Source organism: Clostridioides sp. ES-W-0018-02 (assembly GCF_020658175.1).
Classification (GTDB): domain Bacteria; phylum Bacillota; class Clostridia; order Peptostreptococcales; family Peptostreptococcaceae; genus Clostridioides.
The window spans coordinates 1192860-1215610 of sequence record NZ_JACVVY010000001.1; the positions used below are offsets into that span (position 1 = coordinate 1192860).

A 22751-nucleotide genomic window follows, 5' to 3' on the forward strand; every position below is an offset into this window, starting at 1 on the left:
TTTATATTATACACTTAAAACTTTTTTTAACTTATAACCAACCTTACTAGCAACAAAGTTAAGAAATAATGGAGCTAATATTACAGAGGCAACATATCCTAATTTTTCAAGTGTACTTAAAATCTTTCCATACCCTTTAACAGTTTTACTTTCATACCAAGTGTTCCACCACTTACTATTACTTATCCATGGAGCTTCAACTTCTCTACCTTCTTTATAAAATTTTATGTTTTGCATAAAATTTGCATCATTACGTCGTTTATATATAAATCTAAGCTCTCTTTCTGTATAGCTTCTTTTTTCATGAGTATTGTAGCATATACTTCTTATATTCAATCCATCTAACACAAACCTTATAGTTTTTCCTGATGCAACAGTAAACAACATTCCTGCTTTACACCCAGATATGATTCTTCTTTTTATTGAAGAAGGGCTACTATCTCTAGGTAATTTACTTCCTAAAAAATTATGCTCTAGAAAAGCCATAAATCTAGATACAATAGGAGTTCTTATAGTCATCCCATTAATTGCTACTTTACCTTGACCATAAGTCTCACCTCTTTGCACTCCCAAAAACAAGTTATTCATATTGTCCACTACTATGGGTCCTACACCTAAACGGCTACGTCCATTAGCTGCTCTAACTTCATTCATATAAATATCTTTAGACCTTGATTCATGCAATCCGTAAAGTAAATCATCTCTTTCAAAGGTAAAATTATCACCTATATCCATTCCAAAATCATCACTATATCTAATAGGATTATTTATAGTAAATGTGTATAAATTTAAACCATTCACTTTACCAGCAGGGTCAGCTGAAACCCATCTCCCAATATGAGACGCATAATACCTTTCCCCATAATAATATAGTCCTGTCGATAAATCTCTCTCTTTTGCTGAATACCTGTATTCCTTTAGATTAACTTCTCTATCATCTTCTCCTAAAATCAGAGCTGTTCCACCATATGGATAGTATTCCTCATAAGTTATTAGTTCTGCATTTTCATTTATCTCTACACAATATGAGCCATTACTATTATCTAACTGATATTTAAAAAAGTACTTATTAGTATTTTTAGTCTCTCGTTGTCTTTCATCAATATTCCAGAAATAGATCATTGATATACATTTCTTATCATCCATTACCTTTATAGATTTTCTACTTAAAATTATAGTTTCATTTTTATTATTTATCCTCTTTATCTTTTTAATTTCAAAATTACCAATATAAAATTTTTCTTCTATCTCAAAAATATTTGTATTTATCTTTCTTTCACTAACTTTTCTTACACGTTGACCATTTGCATCATATATATAATAATCACTATCACATATTTCATCTTCTCTAGTTAAAGTATCTACATGAGATATATTATTTTTGTAATTCCAGCAAATTTGAGAAATAGTTTCTAAGTTTCTCATATTACCATTTTCATCAAAATTAGTTTCATAATATAATTCATCTTTATTTCCATACTTGATGCCACGAGAATGATTTGATTTTTTATCAATATCAATAGATTTAATCCATGTTAAACTATCTGATATATGCTTTATAGATACTAAATTTTCTGAATCATCATATCCGTACATCTCTCTATAATTTTCAATTTTTTCACTATCATTTATATGTAATGTTCCTAGTTTAATGTATTTTGAATTTCCAAAGCCACAACCTGATTTATCTGCAATAACACCTGAATGTTTCCTCCCAGTTGCATTAATTAATTGATACATAGCATCGTATGTGTACTCCATTACAGGACTTATTTGTTTTTTGCTTTTTAATATTGCTTCCAAAGAACTATCTATTATAGTCATAACATTTCCACATGGGTCAAATATATATTTTAACTCTTGAAATGTGCTCATCTCATTACCTTTATCTGCCTCATTTTTATTTATTGTCCTTATAGACTTAATTCCTCTCAACCTATAATCTATATCATCGTAAGTATACTGAGTAATTAAACCATTATTCATATAAATCTTAGTTCTTTGCTTATTTGCATTGTACTCTATATCTTTTATAAAATTGTATTCTTTGTTTTCTTCAGATAAAAATACATCTACACCATTTAATAGACCTAATTGATTATACTTGGCTTTATATATACTTAAATCTGGTGTAATTTCTATTTTTAATCTTTCAAGTGCATCATACTTATATTTAGTATGAAATACATCTTCTTCAAGCTGAACACTACTTATTTTATCCCAATTAATTTCATTCTTATAATCGGAAGCAAACTGTCTACTAACACTAATAGCCTTACCATTCAAATCATAAATATCTGAGATAGCTATACCTGCACTATCATAATGTTTATAAATTTTGCCTATTAGGTTCCTACTTTTCACCTTTTTAATATCTTGATTATAAAATTCTCCATAAACATACTTTTCTACAGTTTGATTTATGTTTAGACCACTTTCACATCTTCCATCAACATAAATTTCTTTAATTCTTTGTAGATTATCATAATATATTTTTTTATGAAAACCTCTTAAGTCCCATAAATGTGTAGGCTTATTATACATATTTAATAGGTTTAACTTTATACCTGCATCTGCACTTTCTACATAAATTTCATTACCTTTCATATCATAAAAATACTTAAAATTACAAAAATCTGTTTTTTCACTAATGTTTGAATAATACAATCTTGCATCTACACTACGCTTAATCTTACCAGTTACATCTATATCATTAAACGTTGTTAGACAACTCTTTTTCATAAAATCTATTAACTCATTACTGCAACTTTCATATTTCTCATCTATCTCTAATTTAAAATTACTACTATATGGTTGAAATTTTTCAGATACCCATCCACTTAAAATTTTGTTTTCTTGAATCTTGCTTGGTTTTATATATTCCTTACCCAAAAGCTCATTCCATATATCATCTACACTTATACCTCTTTTACAAGCTATCTCTTTAAATGAATCCTTATAAACTTCACCTAGGTTATCCCTTATAAATAGATATTGATTTCCCATATTATCAAATACTTTTTTTTCAGGGGTATTATAAAATTTACTAGCTTTTAAAAGTGCTTTTTTCTCATATTCTTGTTCTACAGTAGGATTTTCAGGATAATTATTTATATATTCATTGAAATAATCTGAATCTACTAATGTGTCATTTTCATCATAGTGAATTTCCTCCCATGGAGAATACTTAACTTTAGTAAATACATTCTTTACTATAGAACATTTTGATGGTATACCTTTAGCTTTTTCAATCTTCACAACCCTAAGAATTGAATCATAATAAATAACTTCTGATGCAGTTAATATATTATCTAGATATTTTTGTTGTTCATATTCAGAAGTTGATGAAAAATATGGCTTAAACTGCTTTATAGGTTTTCCCTTATTGTTGTACACTACTCTTCCGGACACTTGCCAACGTTCATCCACATACCCAGTTGATACTTCTCCTAACTTGTTATATATAAGATTTCCTTTGTTATATAAGATTGCTTTTCCTGAATCAACTTTAGTTTTTTGTTCTATATTTCTACCAAAACCATCTGAAAAACCTATATTAATTTGAACCTTATCTTCTTCCTTAGTTTGAATCTCACTTAAATAATTCTCTCTTACAAGTTGAATAAAGCAAGCTGGTTTTTTATTATCACTCCATTCCCACAAATCATAAAAGAAAAATTCAGATGCCATTTGTAAATATTTTTGATTATTTTTTATAACCTCTTTAAACGTAGCATTCTCTAAATATTTATATATATCTAAATCTCCGTTTCCCTGAAAACTTTCGTCAACAATACCATAGTTAGATTTTGCAATTACCATTGCTAATGGATCAAAAATAACTTGATATATATTACCATTTATATCTTTCAATTGTTTTGGTAAAGTAGTTATATAGTCAATTATAAACTCTGATTCATTTGATATTTGCTCAGACAAATATTCTCCTATTTTAATTGGAAATAATCTATATTCATCATACTCAATATATTTTTTACAATATAATTTTGAATCTTTTTCTATAAATAAATTTTCATTTGATATAGGCATAAAAAATCCATTTTCTTCTCTAGTAAAATAACTTTGAACAAGCCCTCTATTCCACCAATAATTTTCTTTTTTGATATAACCACAATCTTGAACTAATATATTATCATTTATCCTATCCGCAAATATATCATTTACTAAAGTTTCTGGCATAACAGCAAATTCCTGATGATGAAGTAACGCTTTATCAGTTATCTTTCCTAAATCCAGTAAATTATCCTGATGCTCATTCCAAAAATATTTTCTATCACAAGAAATACATCTAGCTTGTACTCTTCCTTTTTTGAAACTTTCATTGTAATTTACTACATTACAAAAAGATTCATTTGTTATTGTTTTGATTTCATCATATGAAAAATAGATTTTTCCATTTAATGATACTTCTCCTATCTCAAATAAACTATGTTCATATGCAATTCCAATTAAATTAAAATCTTCAGTTTCATTTATAAATTTTGTACATTCTGCTGTTATATTAAGGTTGTATTGTTTACTATAAACACTATTTTGGTTTATTATTTTAAACCTTCTTGGGTAATATACTTCACAAGATTTTTCTATATTACCAAACTTATCTACATCTAATATAAATTTGTGTGCTATACGTGGGTCTTTTACTAATCTTTCATAATTGTATGTTATACACTCAGTTGGATGAGAATAAAACACACCAAAATTATTTTCTATTTTATCTTGAAGCTTTACTATCTTAAAGTTAGTTTCAGACACAGTATATGGTATATCTGAAATTTCTATATCACTATCTAATCCATAAGTTTCTTCACGCAAAATTTTTCCAGCTAAAGAGATATATGCCTCTATCAGTTCTTCTGAATCTTTTTTGTTAATAGAACTATCTAATATAATATCTGGTAGTACATAGGCATCCAAATCTTCAGAAAAAAAGTCTTCTTCATTAAGTTTAGATATATTTTCTAATTGATCACAACACCCTGTATGATACCATTTTTTTATATAAGTAGTAGGTACTATGAGTGGATTTTCTAGACTTGAATTAATCTTTTCTGAGTTCCAATTTTCAACAAACCCAAATCCTCTAAACTTTCGTTCCACATAATCATAATAACCAGAATGATATTTGTAATATTCTGTAAATTTAGATTCTGAAATCTCATCAATAAACTCTATCTTTTCCACTACATGTAGTGGAAATGGTAACTTTGTCTGCCATTCTTTACCTAAAGCCCTATCTTCAAGATAAAACTTTACAGAACTAGAATAAGTTATATTTGTCAACATACCTAAAGAATTATCTATATTAGTTAATAAATATGGCTTTGAGTTATTTGTAAAATCATAAACATAGTGCTTTATTATTTCTCCTACCTTTGTAAATATCATACAAGAAGCTCCATTTCCATTTACATCTTCAAAGTTTATTTGGTCAAACTTTGAGTAATTCTCTGGTAATGGTATTGATATTGCATCACTAAATCTATTGCCACTTAAATTTAGATATATATCTACTCTATCTAAATATACATAACACATATCCATAGTTCCCGAACCATCAATATCTGCAAAATGAATTCTTGATATATCCAAATCTTCATCAAACTTTGGTGCATTTCTCAACAATATTTTTTCTCCAAAATTACCATGACCACAATTTGGCCAACATTCAAAACATCCATTTCGGACTCTAATTCTATGATAAAGACCGTCTCCAAGTACATTACCAAATCCAATAAATTCATTTATGTTTTCACTATTCTTATATGGAAATTCTCCTGAACTTATTCTATTTCCAAAATCAATTCTATTTGCTCTACTAAAACCACTTTTTTTAATAGATGAATACACATTTAGGTAATCATCTCCAAATATAGCAATATCTATTAGTCCTCTTCCATTTATATCAACCATTTCTTTTCTACTGCTTCTTGTAAATTCCATAGGAAAATATTCAAAATCCATATATTGTTTCCAATCTCCATTACTTTCACACTCATAAAATCCTGCTCTTTCTGTTTTTGAAACAATAAAGTTCAATTTGCCATTACCTTCAAGACTCATTAAAAAATAATTAGAGGAAGTTAAATCTTTTTCAATAGGAAACTTAATTGGTTTTTCTAAAAATCCATATTTTCCATCTCCTTCTGCTCTCCAAAAAAATGTAGACTCTTCATTGCTCATTAAAATTCCTGGTAAACCATCACCATAAATATCTATAAAATTAAACTCAGTTTTTTGTAAATATCCTTGTAAATTAGAATCATCTTTTGTTTTTAATAAATTGAATTTTTTATTATTTGGATTAAAACTAGAATATCCTAACTTTATTGGAGGCATAGATTTTAAAAAATAACTATTATCTTTATTCCTTCTGTATCCTTTCAGTTGAACTTCTGATAGCATAGACATTTGCAGTGTTTCTTCATATTTTAAGTTAGTTACATTTACAAGGCATGGTATCTCTCCAAGTTCATTTTCAAATTTATGAAACATTAATATATTTCTACAAAGCCTACAAATTCTTATTTCAAATCCACTTCTATATGACGAAAAAGAATCTTTTCTCACTTTCCACATATTTGTATATACATATGGATTCGACTGACTCGTTTTTAATAAAGTATCTTCTAATTCATATTCACCATAATCAAAGACCACTTCAAAGGCCCATTTTTCTTTTTTTTGTTTATCAAAATAGTTCCCATATCTTATTTTATGTATATATTTATATGAATCAAATCTTCTATCTACATAATTAGATTTATCTATTATATTTTCATTATTTTCTTGTTTATAAATATACTCAATTTTATTTCCTTTTGAATCAAAACTTTCTTCAATAAGCCACATAAATATTTGACTGTCATTGTTTGGATTTGCAACTTTTGAATTTAAAGACTTGCCATAGATTGATGTAATGTTATCTTTTGTAGTAATTTTCCAATAAGAACTCTCTTTACTCTTCCAATATTCTATTCTTGAAAAGTCTCCTTCTACTCTAGGTAAATATGAAGTCACTTCCCATGAGGAATTTAAATTTTTTGATTTCTTCATTTGTTTTCTATTATCACATGTTTTTACAAGTTCTGATGAATTAGATAATATAAACTTATCCAAAATATCCTCATATGTAGGCACACCCTTCTCCGTATTTCTAGATATATAAGGCAATGAAATAGAAAATCCTAATCCAAATGGACCATTCCCAGCACCAGAGTTATAATTTAAAGAAATATCTGGTTCAAAACCTCGACCTTTTGAAGTTTTTATTGGTATAGAAAAATTTCCAACTCCTGTAAATGGATTTGAACTAAAAGTCTCACCCATACCTTTTATTGCACCACCACCTTTAGGCATAGATACTTCACCTATAGAAATTGTTCCATTGTTAAACACACCTTTATTATTACTTTCCATATGATTAACACCGCCTATAATTTCATTAGATTTTCTTTTTATATCTTTTTTTCTAAATTTTCTGATAAATTATACTATAAAGTATATAGATATTTAAAAGAATATTCAACAATTTATGCGTAACTGGTCGTCTAAAATGTACATTTGGTCAAAACAATTATTTTATAAAAAAAAGTTATATAGTTAATACCTGCCACAAAGCTCACGTTAAAAAACATAAGTATTTTTGTCATCAACTACATATTTTACATACTCAAAATTAAAAATAGCCAATATAAAAATCATATTATATTAATTCAAAATCTTATAACTAAATAATTTAGATTCTAAAGAATATGATTACATTATATTGGCTATTTTAACTACTTTTTCTTAAACATATCTTCTATTTTCTGTCCGAATGTTTTTTTCTTTTCGTGGACGTTCGACCCGCACTCCTTCGCAAATTCTCTTAACAGATCTTTTTGCTTATCATTTAATTTTTTAGGAATCTCGACTACAACTTTGACATATTGGTCTCCTCTTGAATTACCTCTAATTCTAGGAATTCCTTTTTCTTTAAGTCTAAATACAGTTCCAGTTTGTGTTCCTTCTGGCACACTATACTTAACTTTTCCATCCAAAGTAGGTACTTCTATTTCATCACCTAAAGTTGCTTGAACAAATGTAATTGGCATCTCAAAGTAAATATCATTTCCATCTCTAGTAAACAATGGATGAGATTTTACATTAACTACAATGTATAAGTCTCCTCTTGGAGCACCTTTTTCTCCCACTTCACCTTGACCAGCAAGTTTTATCATTTGACCATCATCTATACCTGCAGGTATATCTACTTCTATAGTCTTAACTTTTCTTGTGTTTCCAGTTCCATGACATTTGCTACAAGGAGATTCAATTACTTCTCCAGTTCCATTACAAGTACTACAAGGTCTTGAGCTTGCTATATTTCCAAATGGAGTTCTTTGAACAGTTCTAACTTGACCAGTTCCATTACAAGTTGAACAAGTTTTCTTTGATGTTCCTGGTTTTGCTCCAGTTCCATCACACTCATCACATTCTTCACTTCTATTTAGCTTTATAGACATTTTTTTACCAAATGCAGCTTCTTCAAAAGATATAGTAACATTTTGTCTTATATCTGCACCACGTTGTGGACCTCTTCTTCTTTGTCTTCCACCTCCGAAGCCCCCTCCAAACATGTCACCAAATATATCTCCAAACATATCTTCAAATCCACCAAAGCCTTGGCCATTAAATCCACCTTGGCCTCCAAAGCCTCCTTGACCATTTAGCCCATCATGTCCAAATTGGTCATAAGTCTTTCTCTTTGTATCATCTGAAAGTACTTCATAAGCTTCATTTATTTCTTTAAACTTTTCTTCAGCCTCTTCATCACCAGGGTTTCTATCTGGATGGTACTTCATTGCTAACTTTCTGTAAGCTTTTTTTATCTCTTGAGCTTCTGCACCTTTACTGATACCTAAGACTTCATAATAATCCCTTTTTGTACTCAAAAATTGACACCACCTTCATTTTACAAAACGATAGCTTGTAGAATAATAAACTACAAGCTATCATTAATTCTTATATTCTACTTTAAGTTATATAATCTATGATATATTATATTCTTTATGATGTATATTGTCCATATATCTTTAATATCTATATGATTTTCATAAATAATCTATTCTTCAATTATCATTTGATGTTATATTATATAGCTTATTTATCTTCATCTACTTCTTTAAAGTCAGCATCTACTACATTGTCATCTTTAGGTCCATTATCTTGAGCTTGCTCTGCACCTTGTGCTGCTTGTTGTTCTTGAGCTGCCTTTTGGTACATTTCTTGAGATACTTTTTGGAACTTAGTCATTACTTCTTCTGTAGCTTTCTTAAGTTCTTCTGCTGTAGCATCTTGATTATCTTTTACAACTTTTAAGTCTGCTATTGCTTTTTCTATATCTTCTTTATCACTTGCACTTATTTTATCTCCAAGTTCATTTAAAGTTTTTTCAGTTTGATATATAGTAGATTCAGCTTGGTTAAATGCTTCTATTTTCTCTTTTTTCTGTTTGTCAGCTTCAGCATTCATCTCAGCTTCTTTTATTTTTTGTTCTATATCTGCTTCTGATAAATTAGTATTTGATGTTATAGTTATTTTTTGTTCTTTTCCTGTACCTAAATCTTTAGCTGAAACATTAACTATACCATTTGCATCTATATCAAATGTAACTTCTATTTGAGGTATTCCCCTTTGTGCTGGTGGTATATCAGTTAATTGGAATCTTCCTAAAGTTGTATTGTCATAAGCCATACTTCTTTCACCTTGAAGTACATGTATATCAACAGCTGTTTGGTTATCAGCAGCAGTTGAGAATACTTGAGATTTCTTAGTTGGTATTGTAGTGTTTCTTTCTATTATCTTAGTCATTACATTACCCATAGTTTCTATACCAAGAGATAATGGAGTAACGTCTAGTAATAATAAGTCTTTAACATCTCCTGCTAAAACTCCTGCTTGTATAGAAGCTCCTGCTGCAACACATTCATCTGGGTTTATACCTTTATGAGGATCTTTTCCTATAAATTTCTTAACAGCATCTTGAACTGCTGGTATTCTTGTAGAACCACCAACTAGTAATACATCATCTATTTCACTTGTAGAAAGTCCTGCATCTTGTAAAGCTCTCTTAGTTGGTTCCATAGTTTTTTCAACTAAACCTCTAGTTAATTCTTCAAATTTAGCTCTTGATAAATCTATATTTAAATGCTTTGGACCTTCTGCTGTAGCAGTTATGAAAGGTAAGTTTATGTTTGAATTCATTGTTGATGATAATTCTTTCTTAGCCTTTTCTGCTGCTTCTTTCAATCTTTGAAGAGCCATTTTATCATTTCTTAAATCTACACCTTCAGCTTTTTTGAATTCATCTGCTAAATAGTCTATTACTATTTGGTCGAAGTCATCTCCACCTAATCTATTGTTACCAGCTGTAGCTAAAACTTCAAAAGTACCATCACCTATTTCAAGTATAGATACGTCAAAAGTTCCTCCACCTAAGTCAAATACTAATATTTTCTTTTCTTGGTCTAATTTATCCATACCATAAGCAAGAGCTGCTGCTGTTGGCTCGTTTATTATTCTCTTAACATCTAGCCCTGCTATTCTACCAGCATCTTTAGTAGCTTGTCTTTGAGCATCTGTAAAGTATGCTGGAACAGTTATAACTGCTTCTGTTACTGTTTGTCCTAAGTAACTTTCTGCATCTGATTTTAATTTTTGTAATATTATTGCTGATATTTCTTGTGGAGTATATGATTTTCCATCTATATTCACTTTGTAATCAGTTCCCATGTGAGTTTTTATTGAAGTTATTGTTTTATCTGCATTTGTAACTGCTTGTCTTTTTGCAGGTTCTCCAACTATTCTTTCACCATCTTTTGTAAATGCCACTACTGATGGAGTAGTTCTCATACCTTCATTATTTGCTATTATTTGTGCTTCTCCACCTTCTAATACTGCAACACATGAATTTGTTGTTCCTAAATCTATTCCTATTATTTTTCCCATGACTAAAAATCCTCCTTGAGTAATTGTATAATTAAATTTTACTTATTTGTGTATTTTATATTAGGCTAAATATTTTAACCTTAATTTATATACTTAGCAAGAAACTTTAACCATTGAAGGTCTTATAACTTTAGTTCCTAGCTTATATCCTTTTTGAAGTACCATCACTATTTGATTTGCTTCTACTCCATCTACACTCTCTTGCATAACTGCTAGATGTAAGTTTGGGTCAAATTCCTTAGATTCTGCTTCTATTTCTTCTACTCCAAATTTTACTAGAGTATCTATTAATTGTTTATGTACAAGGCTTATACCCTTATACATAGTATCTTCCTTATCTTCACATGCATCTAAGGCTCTTTCCATACTATCTATAACTGGTATTAACTCAGTTATTATTTTCTCATTTGCAAACACACCAATTGTTTCTTTTTCTTGTTGAGTTCTTCTTCTATAGTTTGCATATTCGGCTTGAAGTCTTTGATATTTGTCATTTAATTCATCTACTTCATCTTTTAATTTTTTTTCTGCTAATTTAGAATTTATATCTGTTACATTTTCATCATCAGCTTTTTCTTCATCAGTTTTTTCGCTTGACTCTTCACATTCTTCATTAACAACTTCATCTTCTAACTCTACTTGAGTTTCAGATTCTTGGTTAATAGAAGTATCATTTTCTTCTTTTACTTCTTGTTGCTCATTTTTTTTATCCAAGACTTTACACCCCTCAATTTAAAATTTCTTTACTTTCTATTAATTAATAAACTCATATAATTTATTATAGAGTAAATTCTAGCGTAATCCATTCTTGTAGGTCCTATGAAGCTTATTCGCCCAACTAAGTCTCTGTCTACATTATAAGTTGCTGTAACTATACTACAATCCTGTGCCAATTTACAATCATTATCACTACCAATTATTATATTTAGATTTTCTTTTTGTATTCCCTTTGATTTAATTATGTCAGCTATTGTTTCCTTTCTTTCTAACATATTTAAAAATGACTTTGCTTTTAACACATCATTGAATTCTGGATAACTAAATATATTAGTGGCTCCATTTAATGATAGAGAAAAATCTTCTTCTTCCATATTTGAGTTTAGGGCATTTAAAAGTTCATCTATAAACCCTGAATACTCACTTATTTCATATTTAATAAAAGCAATCAGATTATCATCTAAATCTGTTATACTTTTTCCTAAGAGCTTCTTTGTAAGATTATCAGAAATCAAATTTAACTTAGATTGATCTAAATATACATTAGTTGTAAGGTTAGCTTTTTTTAAGTCCCCTTTATCTGTTACAACTATAAGTAAAATATTATTGTCATGCATAGCAACTAACTGTATATGCTTTATGACGCTTTGATTTATTAAACTCTTAGTAACTGCTACAGTTGTGTAGTTAGTTAATTGAGATAATAGCTTAGACGTTTCATGAATTAATTCTTTTATATGATTTATGTTATGATTCATACATTGTTCAATAAGAATCTTATCATTATCATCTAATTCACTTTTACTCATAAGAGAGTTTACATATAACTTATAGCCTTTTTCAGATGGAACTCTACCCGCAGAAGTATGTGGCTGAATTAAATATCCTAATTCTTCAAGGTCAGCCATTTCATTTCTTATGGTGGCAGCACTAACACCTAAATCATGCCTTTTAGATATTGTTCTAGAACCTATAGCTTCAGCTGTTTCTATATAATCTTTAACTATAGCTTTGAGGATATTTAATTTTCTTTCATTTAATTCCATATTATTATACCTCCTAGCTGTTAGCACTCACTAAGTTCGAGTGCTAAAAAGATTATATATATTATATACCATTATAAATTTATTTTGTCAACACCCTAAAAATCATTCCATAAATTCTATAAATATACTATTAGATATTTCTCTTCCCTTTTGAGTTAATTGTATTCCCTCAAAGCTTTGGTTTATAAGGTCTCTAGCTAGTAACATTTCTATCTGCTTACTGTATTTTTTTCTAAAATCTATTCCAAAATTTTTTTCAAAATCTTTAAATTTTATTCCCTTATTCATTCTAAGGCCCATAAATATCTTTTCTTCTATCATATCTTTTATAGAAAGATTTTCACTATCTTGTATTGGCTTCTCTCCTTTAATCAGACTTAAATGATAATCCTCTAAAGATTCTAAATTATTATATCTATTATTATCAATATAACCAGAAGCTCCTGCTCCAAGACCTATATAGTGTTCACATTCCCAATATAAAATATTATGTTTACAATTATAGCCTTCTTGTGAGTAATTTGATATTTCATATTGATTGTATCCTTTTGATTTTAAATAGTTTATTGTATACTCATACATTTCTATATCTATATTTTCATCTATAAGGTCAAATTGATTATTTTCATACATATTATACAGTTCAGTACCTTCTTCTAATATAAGAGAATATGCTGATATATGTGCTGGATTTAAATCTGTAACTTTTTCAAGAGTTTCCTTCCAATCACATAGTGTTTGATTGGGAAGACTATACATTAAGTCTATGTTAATATTTTTAAATCCTACACTCAATGCGTCCATATAGTTTTTCTCAAATTCTTTATAACTATGTATTCTTCCTATAAAGTTCAAATGCTTTTCTTGGACAGCTTGTAACCCTATGCTAAGTCTATTGATACCAACTTCTTTCATAGTTTCTAATTTTTCTAGTGTCAGTGTGCCAGGATTGCATTCTATGGTTATTTCTGCGTTTTTGTCTATATTGAATTTTTCTTTTACACTTACAAATACTTCTCTTATTTCTTCAGATGTCAAAATACTAGGTGTTCCTCCACCTATAAATATACTTGTTATTATATCGTTTTTGTCTATATTGAAATCTTCTTTATTTTTGTATTTATCATCTCTATTTAATTTATTACTGTATAACTCCATTTCTATTTTCAAATCTTCTATATATCTTTTTTTTGAATCTAGGTCCATTTTATAAGAATTAAAATCACAATACTTACATTTTTTCACACAAAATGGGATATGTATATAAAGTCCTAACATTTTATATTCCTCATTTCTTAAAATTATCTTAAAGCATCAGTTATTAAATTATAAATCAAACAAAATAACTCATCAAATAACATATAAAGCATCTTCACTATGTAATATCATAAAAAATTTGGATAAAAGTAGATTTTTACTTTTATCCAAATTTTTCAACTTAAAATAAATGACTATTTTTTCTTCATATAATAATAAACTGGTAATCCAAGTAGGGTTATAAATATACCACCTAAAGATACTGCTGTTGAAGTCAGTATTTGATTTATTATTACAAATAATCCACCTAATATAGCTATAATTGGTATTATTGGATATAAAGGAACTTTATACGGTCTGTGTAAATCTGGTTGTTCTCTTCTAAGCCTTATAACTCCAACAAAAGTCAATACGTAAAATACCCATATTGAAAATATAGTTAAATCTGTCAAAAGATTAAATTGACCAGATAAAGCATATATACATGCTAATACAGTTATGAGCAGTATTGAATTTACAGGAGACCCACCAGAATTTACTTTTAATAAAACCTTAGAAGCAGGCAAAGTTCCTTTTTCAGCTAATGTATATGGTATTCTTGACCCTGTTAATAAATATCCATTTAATGTACCAAACACTGATATTAATATACCCACAGTTATTACTTTTCCACCTAAATTTCCAAATAATTTTTTTGCAACTAATGTTGCTGGTGAAGTAACAGTTGCTAATTCACTTGCTGGCACAACCCAAAGATATGCTACATTTATTATAATATATATTGCCATAACTAATGATAGCCCACCAACTATTGCTCTTGGTAAATCTTTTTCTGGAGATTTCATCTCTCCTGAGATAGCACCGACATTTATCCATCCATCATATGCAAACAACGTTGCTATTAATACTTGTCCAAGTGCGCTTGATACACTAACTCCATCACCTACAAATGGATTTAATATCTCACTACTTTGGCCTTTAATAAATCCAAATATTATTATTAGAGCTAATGGTATCATTTTTCCAATAGTAGCTACTGTCTGAACTTTTCCTCCCAATGATGAACCTATTATATTAAGTAATGATAAAAACAGTATTACTCCAATTGCTATTGGAAGCACAACTGACATATTGTTTGGACTCATATTTAAAAGTTCAGATGCTTGTTGAGCAAATATTACCCCTAATGCTGCTGACGTACCTGGAAAAAATAATACAGTTTGCATCCATCCAGTTAAAAATCCTAATTTTTCTCCATATATTTCTTCAATATAAATCATCATACCACCAGTTTTTGGGATAGCAGCTGATATTTCTGTAGCTGTAAGTCCAGCTGTTATTGTTATAAATCCACCTAAAAGCCATGCTATAATACCTAGTCCTGGAGCTCCATTAGTTGTGGTATATATTGCCTGTGGCTTAAAAAAAACTCCTGAACCTATAACCATACCTACAACAGTAGAAAGAGCTGCTGAAAGACCAATCGTCTTTTGTAGTTGAGTACGCATGATGTCCCTCCTTACTGTTTTATAAGTGCATAAAATATTAATTTTATAAATTTATGGTTTTAGTATTCCCAAAGTTTTTTTTTATATTAACTTACTAACTTTATATTAATTTGCTATACATTTAAAATTATAGAATACCAACCTTCATAATTTCAACCTTTAAAGACTGTCTATTTTTTTAATGTAAATTATATTTACTATCTTAAATTAATTAAATTAAAGTTTAATCTTTTAACTTAAAATGTGTATATATCTAATACTTTTCCTTTTAAAATTTCTTTTTCATTTAGTTCTGGATTATTAATAACAATTTCAAGCATCTTATTTAATAGATACCCTATATCTTTACCTGGTTTAACACCTATAGACATTAAATCGTTTCCATTAATAGCTAAGTCTTTAATATGAAAGCATTCATTTTGACTTATTATATGTTTAAATTCCTTTTCACTCTCAATAAGGTTTAATATTTTCTGTTTTGCATATTTTGGGTTTTTAGCAAGTGTGTCAGCCCAATTAACCTTTATTAAATCTTCAAATAGTTCAACGTCTCCAAGTTTATTTAATAACTTTTTAATAATTTTTCTTTTTGGTTCTATTCTATAATCATGATATTGTATTAATATTAAAACTTTATTAATAGTATAATTATCATACTTAAGTCTCTTCAAAATTTGCTTTGCTATTTTGACAGACTCCCTACTGTGACTATAAAAATGGTCAATTCCATTTTTATCTGTCGTTTTAGTAATTTTTTTACCCAAATCATGAAATAACATTGTAAGCTTTAGATATAATTCATCTTCAATTACTTCAGTAGCTATCAATGTATGTTTTCCAACATTATAAATATGATATGGATTATTTTGAATAACATCTTCTAAGTCACATATTTCAGGAATTATAAATTTTAATAATCCTGTTGAAATTAATAAATTTAACTTAGATGAATCAGATATTAGCATTTTATTGAATTCTACTTGAATTCTTTCCATAGACACACATTTTATTAAATCTGCGTTTCTGTAGATACTTTGTTTAGTATCTTCAGCTATTTTAAAATTAAGCTGTGCAGAAAATCTAATCGCTCTAAGCATTCTAAGTGCATCTTCTTCAAATCTATCTACTGGATTTCCAACGCAACGAATACACTTATTTTGTATATCCTCACAACCATTAAATGGGTCAACTAATCCAGTCTTTGAATTGTATGCAATTGCATTAACAGTAAAATCTCTTCTTGACAAATCCTTAACTATATCATTTGTAAATTCTATTGAATCTGGATGTCTACCATCACTATAACTTCCATCTATTCTATATGTTGTCACTTCAAATGGCTCATGTTCAATCATGACTGTTACAGTACCATGTTGTATACCAGTTGGAATAGTCCTTTCAAATATCTCTACCACTTTTTCAGGTCTTGCACTAGTTGTTATATCCCAGTCATTTGGAATTTTTTCTAATAAACAATCCCTCACACATCCTCCAACTACATATGCCTCATAACCATTCTTTTCTAATTCTTTAATTATATAATCCACTTTTTTAGGAATTTCTATATTAGTCATAAATATCACCTTTTTTTATTTTTTCTTTAATATACTCTTACTTATATTCTCTATGTGTTTAATTAAAATATACCACAAAAAAACTAGATTAATTTAGAAATAATTCTAAAATCACTCTAGCTTTTAAGTATATTTATCTAAATTTATAAAAATTTAATAAATTATTCATCCAACTTAAGTACAGACATAAATGCTTTTTGAGGAACTTCAACAGAGCCAATTTGTCTCATACGCTTCTTACCTTCTTTTTGTTTTTCAAGAAGTTTCTTCTTACGAGATATATCTCCACCATAACATTTAGCAAGTACATCTTTTCTTAAAGCACTTATTGTCTCTCTTGCAATAACCTTATTACCAACAGCAGCTTGTATAGGTATAGCAAATTGATGTCTTGGAATTTCTCCTTTTAATTTCTCACACATTGCCTTTCCTCTAGGGAAAGCACGAGTTTCATGTACAATAAAACTAAGTGCATCAACTTGCTCTTTATTAATTAAAACATCAAGTTTTACAAGAGTAGATGCAACATATCCCTTAATCTCATAATCAAGAGAACCATATCCTCTAGTTCTTGATTTTAAGGCATCAAAGAAATCATAAACAACTTCATTAAGAGGAAGGTCGTAATGAAGCATTACTCTTCTCTCATCTATATATTCCATGTTTAACATATTTCCACGTCTTTCCTGGCAAAGTTCCATAACAACACCTACATAATCTTTAGGAACTATTATATCACCTTTTACTATAGGTTCTTCTATCATTCTTATCTCAGCTACTTCTGGCAAATTTGCAGGATTTTGTATCATTACAACTTCTCCATCAGTTTTTGTAACTCTGTATATAACAGATGGTGCTGTAGTTATTATATCAAGATTAAATTCTCTCTCAAGTCTTTCTTGCATTATTTCCATATGTAAAAGACCTAAAAATCCACATCTAAACCCAAACCCTAGCGCAGCTGAAGTTTCAGCCTCATATTCAAGGGCAGCATCATTTACTTGTAATTTTTCAAGAGCATCTCTTACATTTTCATATTTTTCACCTTCTCCTGGATATATACCACAATATACCATTGGAGTAGCTTTTTTATATCCTGGTAAAGGTTCTTCTGTAGGATTATTTGAATCTGTTATTGTATCCCCTACACGACAGCTTCTTATGTCTTTTATACTAGCAGCAATATAACCAACATCACCAGCTGATAATTCACTAAGTTCAGTTTGCCCTGGAGCCATAACACCAACTTCAGTTACTTCAAACTTTTTCTTAGTATTCATCATTTTTATTGTCATACCTTTTTTAACAGTTCCTTCAAACACTCTAACATAGGCTACAACACCTTTATAAGCATCGTAATAAGAGTCAAATATTAACGCCTTTAATGGTGCTTCATTATCTCCTTTAGGTGCAGGTACATTTTTTACAATATCTTCTAAAACATCTTCTATATTTAAACCTGTTTTAGCTGAAATAAGAGGTGCTTCACTTGCATCAAGCCCTATTATATCTTCAATTTCATGTTTTACTTCATCTGGTCTTGCACTTGGTAAATCTATTTTATTTATTATTGGTAATATTTCTAAATCTTGGTCTATTGCAAGATACACATTAGCTAAAGTCTGTGCCTCAACACCTTGTGCTGCATCGACTACCAATAATGCTCCCTCACATGCTACTAAACTTCTTGATACCTCATAATTGAAGTCTACATGTCCTGGTGTATCTATAAGATTTAAATAATATTCATTTCCATCCTTCGCCTTATACATTAATCTTATATTTTGAAGCTTTATAGTGATTCCTCTTTCTCTTTCAAGATCCATGTTATCAAGTAATTGACTCTTCATGTCTCTTTCACTGACAAGCCCCGTTTGTTGTATTAATCTATCAGCTAAGGTAGACTTTCCATGGTCTATATGTGCAATTATACTAAAATTTCTAGTTCTACTTTGTTTATTGTCCACCTTAAATTCCCTCCTCTTGATTATTCTTATAGTTATCATTTTATATTATATAAAAACTTTTTATATATCAAATTTTAAATTTTTGAATATAAACTAATTGGCATTAAACAAAATTATCCACATTATATGTGGATTATCAAGTCTAACACTAAATATTATATAATATCATAAACTTAAAGTAAATCCTATAAAATATAGTTAATGTGTTTTTATTTTATACAATTAAAGATACATAACTAAAATAAGGCTTATTTTAATCAATAAACCTTATTCACTTATTTCCTACTTATTAAATTTTTCAACGATTTTGTGTATATCAAAATCTGGTATATCAATCTTTGGTATATCAAACTTTGTAATATCAAATTTAATACTTGAGAAATAATTATGTTGCTTTATTCCCAACATACTTTTAGCATTACTATCAACTATAAACACACAAATGGATGTACCTATAATCATAATAACTAAAAATATAATTCTCATAATATACTTATATTTTCTTTGTTTACTTTTACCTTCTATATTTCTTTCTAATCGGCTCATTCAACATGCTCCTAATTACACTAAACAATCTAATTTTTTTGTTTAAAATATTCATCTAAAATTTCAGCAAGATACTTTGTAGTAGCCTTAGATTCTTCTATACTCGTTGCATTATTTCCAATTTCTATTAACATGTGATTTTTAACTGCAAATTGATTAAATCTAGCATAGTCTTTTTCTACTATTGGAGACACCAAGCCTGGATATTTCTTTTCAGCAAAAGCAGTTATGTCATCTGCTAAAGCTCTAAGTTGTGCTTTATTTTCATTTTTTCCTCCTACAACAAAGAAGAATTTAGATACTCTCTCTCCATTTATCATAGTTGTATATTTCAAATGGTCTTTTTCTTTAGTGGCTGGATTAGTTAAATCCCTAGCATCCCTATGTAAATCTATTGCTATGTCCACTGTATTATATTTAGGGAGTATACTTTTTATTGTTTTTAAACTACTTGCATAAGAGTTATTATAAGATGGATAGTCATGGTATTTAGTAGTATGGACTACACCCCATCCCTTACTGTCTAAAGCACTAGTTAATGCATTTCCTACTTCCATTACTGAATTTTTCTTATCTCTTGAATGATAATTTCCATCAGGTGAGTTTGAATAAGTTTCACACCCATGAGTATGATATATCAAAATTCTTGGATTTTCTTTAGTCACTCTTAAGTCATCTTTATACTCTGCACTAGACGCAGTACTAGTTTCAGTTGTATCTGAGTTTTTTGACTCAATATCTGGAACATTTTCTTTACCAACATAAAGTTTTATATATTCTTTTTCGCTTTCTTTCTTATTGTCGGCTTTACTTACATCCTCAGATTTTTTATTTTCATTTTTACTTTCTTTACTTGCTTCTTTATTTTTATCACTCTTTTTATTTTCTGTATTATTTCCTTCGACTTTAGCTTCTGGATAAGATGAATTTACTAAAAACTTTAAAAAGTCATCTTGATTTAAAGCCAATGATTTTCCTGGTAAAATGCATGCTAATATAAAAGTCAAGGTTACTACTTTAATGCATTTTTTAAACATATTTGCTCCTCCTTATTTTACAATCTACCTGGATGTAAAGACCTATTCAGACCTTCACTTATTATTATAGATAGATTTTCAATTGTATCATCTATATCTTTTGGTGTTACGATTAAGTTCTTATCATATGGATCTAATGAATCTTTTATTAGATGATATTTTTCTTCCTCTTTAAGTTTTTTCAACATATTATAAAAACTTTCTGTTTCTTCTGATTGAGATATTAAATTATCTATTGCCATATCCAAAACATCTATAGTAAGAGTTGCTGCGTCAACCACAGTTGGAACTCCTATTGCAATAACATCCACTCCTAAGGTTTCTTTAGTGAGAGATTTTCTTGTATTACCAACACCTCCACCAGGTGATATTCCTGCTGTTGATATTTGTATAGTAGAGTTTACTCTTTCCATTTTTCTTGATGCTAGTGCATCTATTGCTACTACTCTATCTGGCTTCACTTTCTCAACTAGTGACTTCACTACTTCACTAGTTTCTATCCCAGTAACACCCATAACCCCTGGGCTTAAAGCTGATACCTCAGTAAAATCATCATCATAATCCTTGTTGTAATTTTTAAAGAGATGTCTAGTTACTAGTGTTTTAGATACACTTTTGGGACCCAATGCATCAGAAGTAATATTTCTATTTCCAAGACCAATTACTAGTGTCTTTTTATTTTTGTCTTGTCCAAATACATCTACTAATTCATCTTTTAGATAATTTATCATCTCTTCTCTTGACTCATCATCATCAAACTTCATAAGATTACTTTCTAGGGTTATATACTTTCCTATATCTTTGTTCATTATCTCTGAACCTTGTTCATCTATTACTTCAACTTTTGTTACAACACAATTTTCTAATTCTTTAGTTTCTATTTCCACCCCAGGAATACTACTTCCTTCTTGAGACTTTTCACACATTTCACTAGCTTCTAAAGCCAAATCTGTTCTTACATTAATCATATAAACCTCCAGTATAAATTAAATGCTAATTATAATTGTTAACAAAATTTAGTATTTTATAACAAAAAACTATAAATTTATTTAAAACAAGTAAAATTAAGGCTTTCAATGTAAGAAAATTGAGTTTGGTCAGTAAATAGTCAGTAAACGTCCTTAACTATCATCTATTTACAAATATAAAAAGGTAGCAACTATTTATATAGGCGCTACCTTTTAATCTATTTATCAATTTCATATTATCAAATTCCTGTCAAATTTTCATTCATTATACATTTCTTTTTTATCAAAATAACTTTATAATTTCTATATCATTTCATTCTGTTGAAAAAATGGTTCAGCAATCTCCAACCACTCATTTGGCAAATAAATAGCTAGATAACCATGATTATATCCCTTAGCTTCATAAATTTTACAAGAAGGTACATAAGACTGAAACATCTTTGCAGAGTTTTTTACACATTTCATTTCCTTTTCACCATACCAATACATCACTTGTGCTGTAGTTTCTCTTAAACTCTCCTTAAGTGTGTACTTCATCATATAAGTACGATACATAGCATAGAGTGTTTCTTTTCTGACATGTGGCATATCTTTCATATAATAGTTCTTAATTTCATCTGGATATTGCATGTTTTTTGGAAATAATTTTGACATCATAGCAATTTGAAATCTACAAGCTTTTTCACTAAATAAAAGCCCTCTAAAAAATCGAATCGACATCATACAAGCTCGTGCCATATTGGGTCTAGGATAGCAAATACTGCCATCAATAATTGCCTTTTCAGTAATATCTGGTTTTCGAGATAAAATCTCTATAACAATCTGTCCACCAAGAGATACTCCACACAGAGAAAAAAGATGACCACCACATTCTTCATCTATATATTTCATCAATTTATCTGCTGTATCCTCTGTAGAAATATATGTAGTCTTGTATTCTTCTCCATGACCATCCAGTGTAGGAAGTATTACATGATAGTATTCAGACAATACTCGTGCTTGTCGTAAATAATTCCACCATGCATTCCCACCTCCATGAATCAGCATGATATGTGGATTGTTTTTATTCCCAAATTCATGAAAGTTCATATATAATGCCTCCTTATAAAAACAAAATG

13 protein-coding genes are annotated in these 22751 nt (G+C 28.9%); all 13 read right to left on the reverse strand.

All coding sequences use genetic code 11. The annotated features are described in order from the left end of the window. Positions 1-6: 6 nt before the first annotated feature. Positions 7-7440 (reverse strand): SpvB/TcaC N-terminal domain-containing protein, encoded by a 7434-nt coding sequence (locus IC219_RS05310; RefSeq protein WP_227830754.1) that lies wholly within the window; start codon positions 7438-7440, stop codon positions 7-9. Between the two features lie 362 nt (positions 7441-7802). Further along, positions 7803-8957 (reverse strand): molecular chaperone DnaJ, encoded by a 1155-nt coding sequence (gene dnaJ, locus IC219_RS05315; protein WP_227432574.1) that lies wholly within the window; start codon positions 8955-8957, stop codon positions 7803-7805. Positions 8958-9165: 208 nt separating this feature from the next. Continuing rightward, positions 9166-11013: a molecular chaperone DnaK gene (gene dnaK / locus IC219_RS05320; RefSeq protein WP_227432573.1), complete on the reverse strand. Its 1848-nt coding sequence runs from the start codon at positions 11011-11013 to the stop codon at positions 9166-9168. Between the two features lie 93 nt (positions 11014-11106). Next, positions 11107-11727, reverse strand: coding sequence for a nucleotide exchange factor GrpE (gene grpE / locus IC219_RS05325; RefSeq protein WP_227432572.1), 621 nt, complete (start codon positions 11725-11727; stop codon positions 11107-11109). Positions 11728-11756: 29 nt separating this feature from the next. Continuing rightward, positions 11757-12776 (reverse strand): heat-inducible transcriptional repressor HrcA, encoded by a 1020-nt coding sequence (gene hrcA / locus IC219_RS05330; RefSeq protein WP_227432571.1) that lies wholly within the window; start codon positions 12774-12776, stop codon positions 11757-11759. A gap of 102 nt (positions 12777-12878) precedes the next feature. Beyond that, positions 12879-14054 carry a radical SAM family heme chaperone HemW gene (gene hemW, locus IC219_RS05335; protein WP_227432570.1) on the reverse strand — a complete coding sequence of 392 codons (1176 nt, stop codon included), beginning with the start codon at positions 14052-14054 and terminating at the stop codon, positions 12879-12881. Between the two features lie 173 nt (positions 14055-14227). Next, complete coding sequence (locus IC219_RS05340; RefSeq protein ID WP_227432569.1) at positions 14228-15541, reverse strand: APC family permease; 1314 nt, start codon at positions 15539-15541, stop codon at positions 14228-14230. Between the two features lie 236 nt (positions 15542-15777). Beyond that, positions 15778-17115, reverse strand: coding sequence for a CCA tRNA nucleotidyltransferase (locus tag IC219_RS05345; protein WP_227432568.1), 1338 nt, complete (start codon positions 17113-17115; stop codon positions 15778-15780). Between the two features lie 161 nt (positions 17116-17276). Beyond that, complete coding sequence (lepA, locus tag IC219_RS05350; RefSeq protein WP_227482848.1) at positions 17277-19082, reverse strand: translation elongation factor 4; 1806 nt, start codon at positions 19080-19082, stop codon at positions 17277-17279. A gap of 282 nt (positions 19083-19364) precedes the next feature. After that, positions 19365-19628: a hypothetical protein gene (locus IC219_RS05355; RefSeq protein WP_227830755.1), complete on the reverse strand. Its 264-nt coding sequence runs from the start codon at positions 19626-19628 to the stop codon at positions 19365-19367. Positions 19629-19657: 29 nt separating this feature from the next. Beyond that, the gene (gene spoIIP, locus IC219_RS05360; protein ID WP_227830756.1) at positions 19658-20665 is read right to left on the reverse strand and encodes a stage II sporulation protein P; all 1008 of its coding nucleotides are present in this window, start codon (positions 20663-20665) and stop codon (positions 19658-19660) included. Positions 20666-20682: 17 nt separating this feature from the next. Further along, a complete protein-coding gene (gene gpr / locus IC219_RS05365) occupies positions 20683-21633 on the reverse strand; it encodes a GPR endopeptidase (RefSeq protein ID WP_227432564.1) in 951 nt (316 codons plus the stop codon). A 303-nt stretch (positions 21634-21936) separates the two neighbouring features. Beyond that, positions 21937-22722 carry an alpha/beta fold hydrolase gene (locus tag IC219_RS05370; RefSeq protein ID WP_227482851.1) on the reverse strand — a complete coding sequence of 262 codons (786 nt, stop codon included), beginning with the start codon at positions 22720-22722 and terminating at the stop codon, positions 21937-21939. Positions 22723-22751 lie beyond the last annotated feature (29 nt).

Bases quoted from the DNA above. Each gene is read 5' to 3' on its own strand.
- hrcA (WP_227432571.1), bottom strand. From the start codon at position 12,776: ATGGAATTAAATGAAAGAAAATTAAATATCCTCAAAGCTATAGTTAAA.
- gpr (WP_227432564.1), bottom strand. From the start codon at position 21,633: ATGATTAATGTAAGAACAGATTTGGCTTTAGAAGCTAGTGAAATGTGT.
- IC219_RS05345 (WP_227432568.1), bottom strand. From the start codon at position 17,115: ATGACTAATATAGAAATTCCTAAAAAAGTGGATTATATAATTAAAGAA.
- IC219_RS05370 (WP_227482851.1), bottom strand. From the start codon at position 22,722: ATGAACTTTCATGAATTTGGGAATAAAAACAATCCACATATCATGCTG.
- IC219_RS05310 (WP_227830754.1), bottom strand. From the start codon at position 7,440: ATGGAAAGTAATAATAAAGGTGTGTTTAACAATGGAACAATTTCTATA.
- spoIIP (WP_227830756.1), bottom strand. From the start codon at position 20,665: ATGTTTAAAAAATGCATTAAAGTAGTAACCTTGACTTTTATATTAGCA.
- IC219_RS05355 (WP_227830755.1), bottom strand. From the start codon at position 19,628: ATGAGCCGATTAGAAAGAAATATAGAAGGTAAAAGTAAACAAAGAAAA.
- hemW (WP_227432570.1), bottom strand. From the start codon at position 14,054: ATGTTAGGACTTTATATACATATCCCATTTTGTGTGAAAAAATGTAAG.
- dnaK (WP_227432573.1), bottom strand. From the start codon at position 11,013: ATGGGAAAAATAATAGGAATAGATTTAGGAACAACAAATTCATGTGTT.
- IC219_RS05340 (WP_227432569.1), bottom strand. From the start codon at position 15,541: ATGCGTACTCAACTACAAAAGACGATTGGTCTTTCAGCAGCTCTTTCT.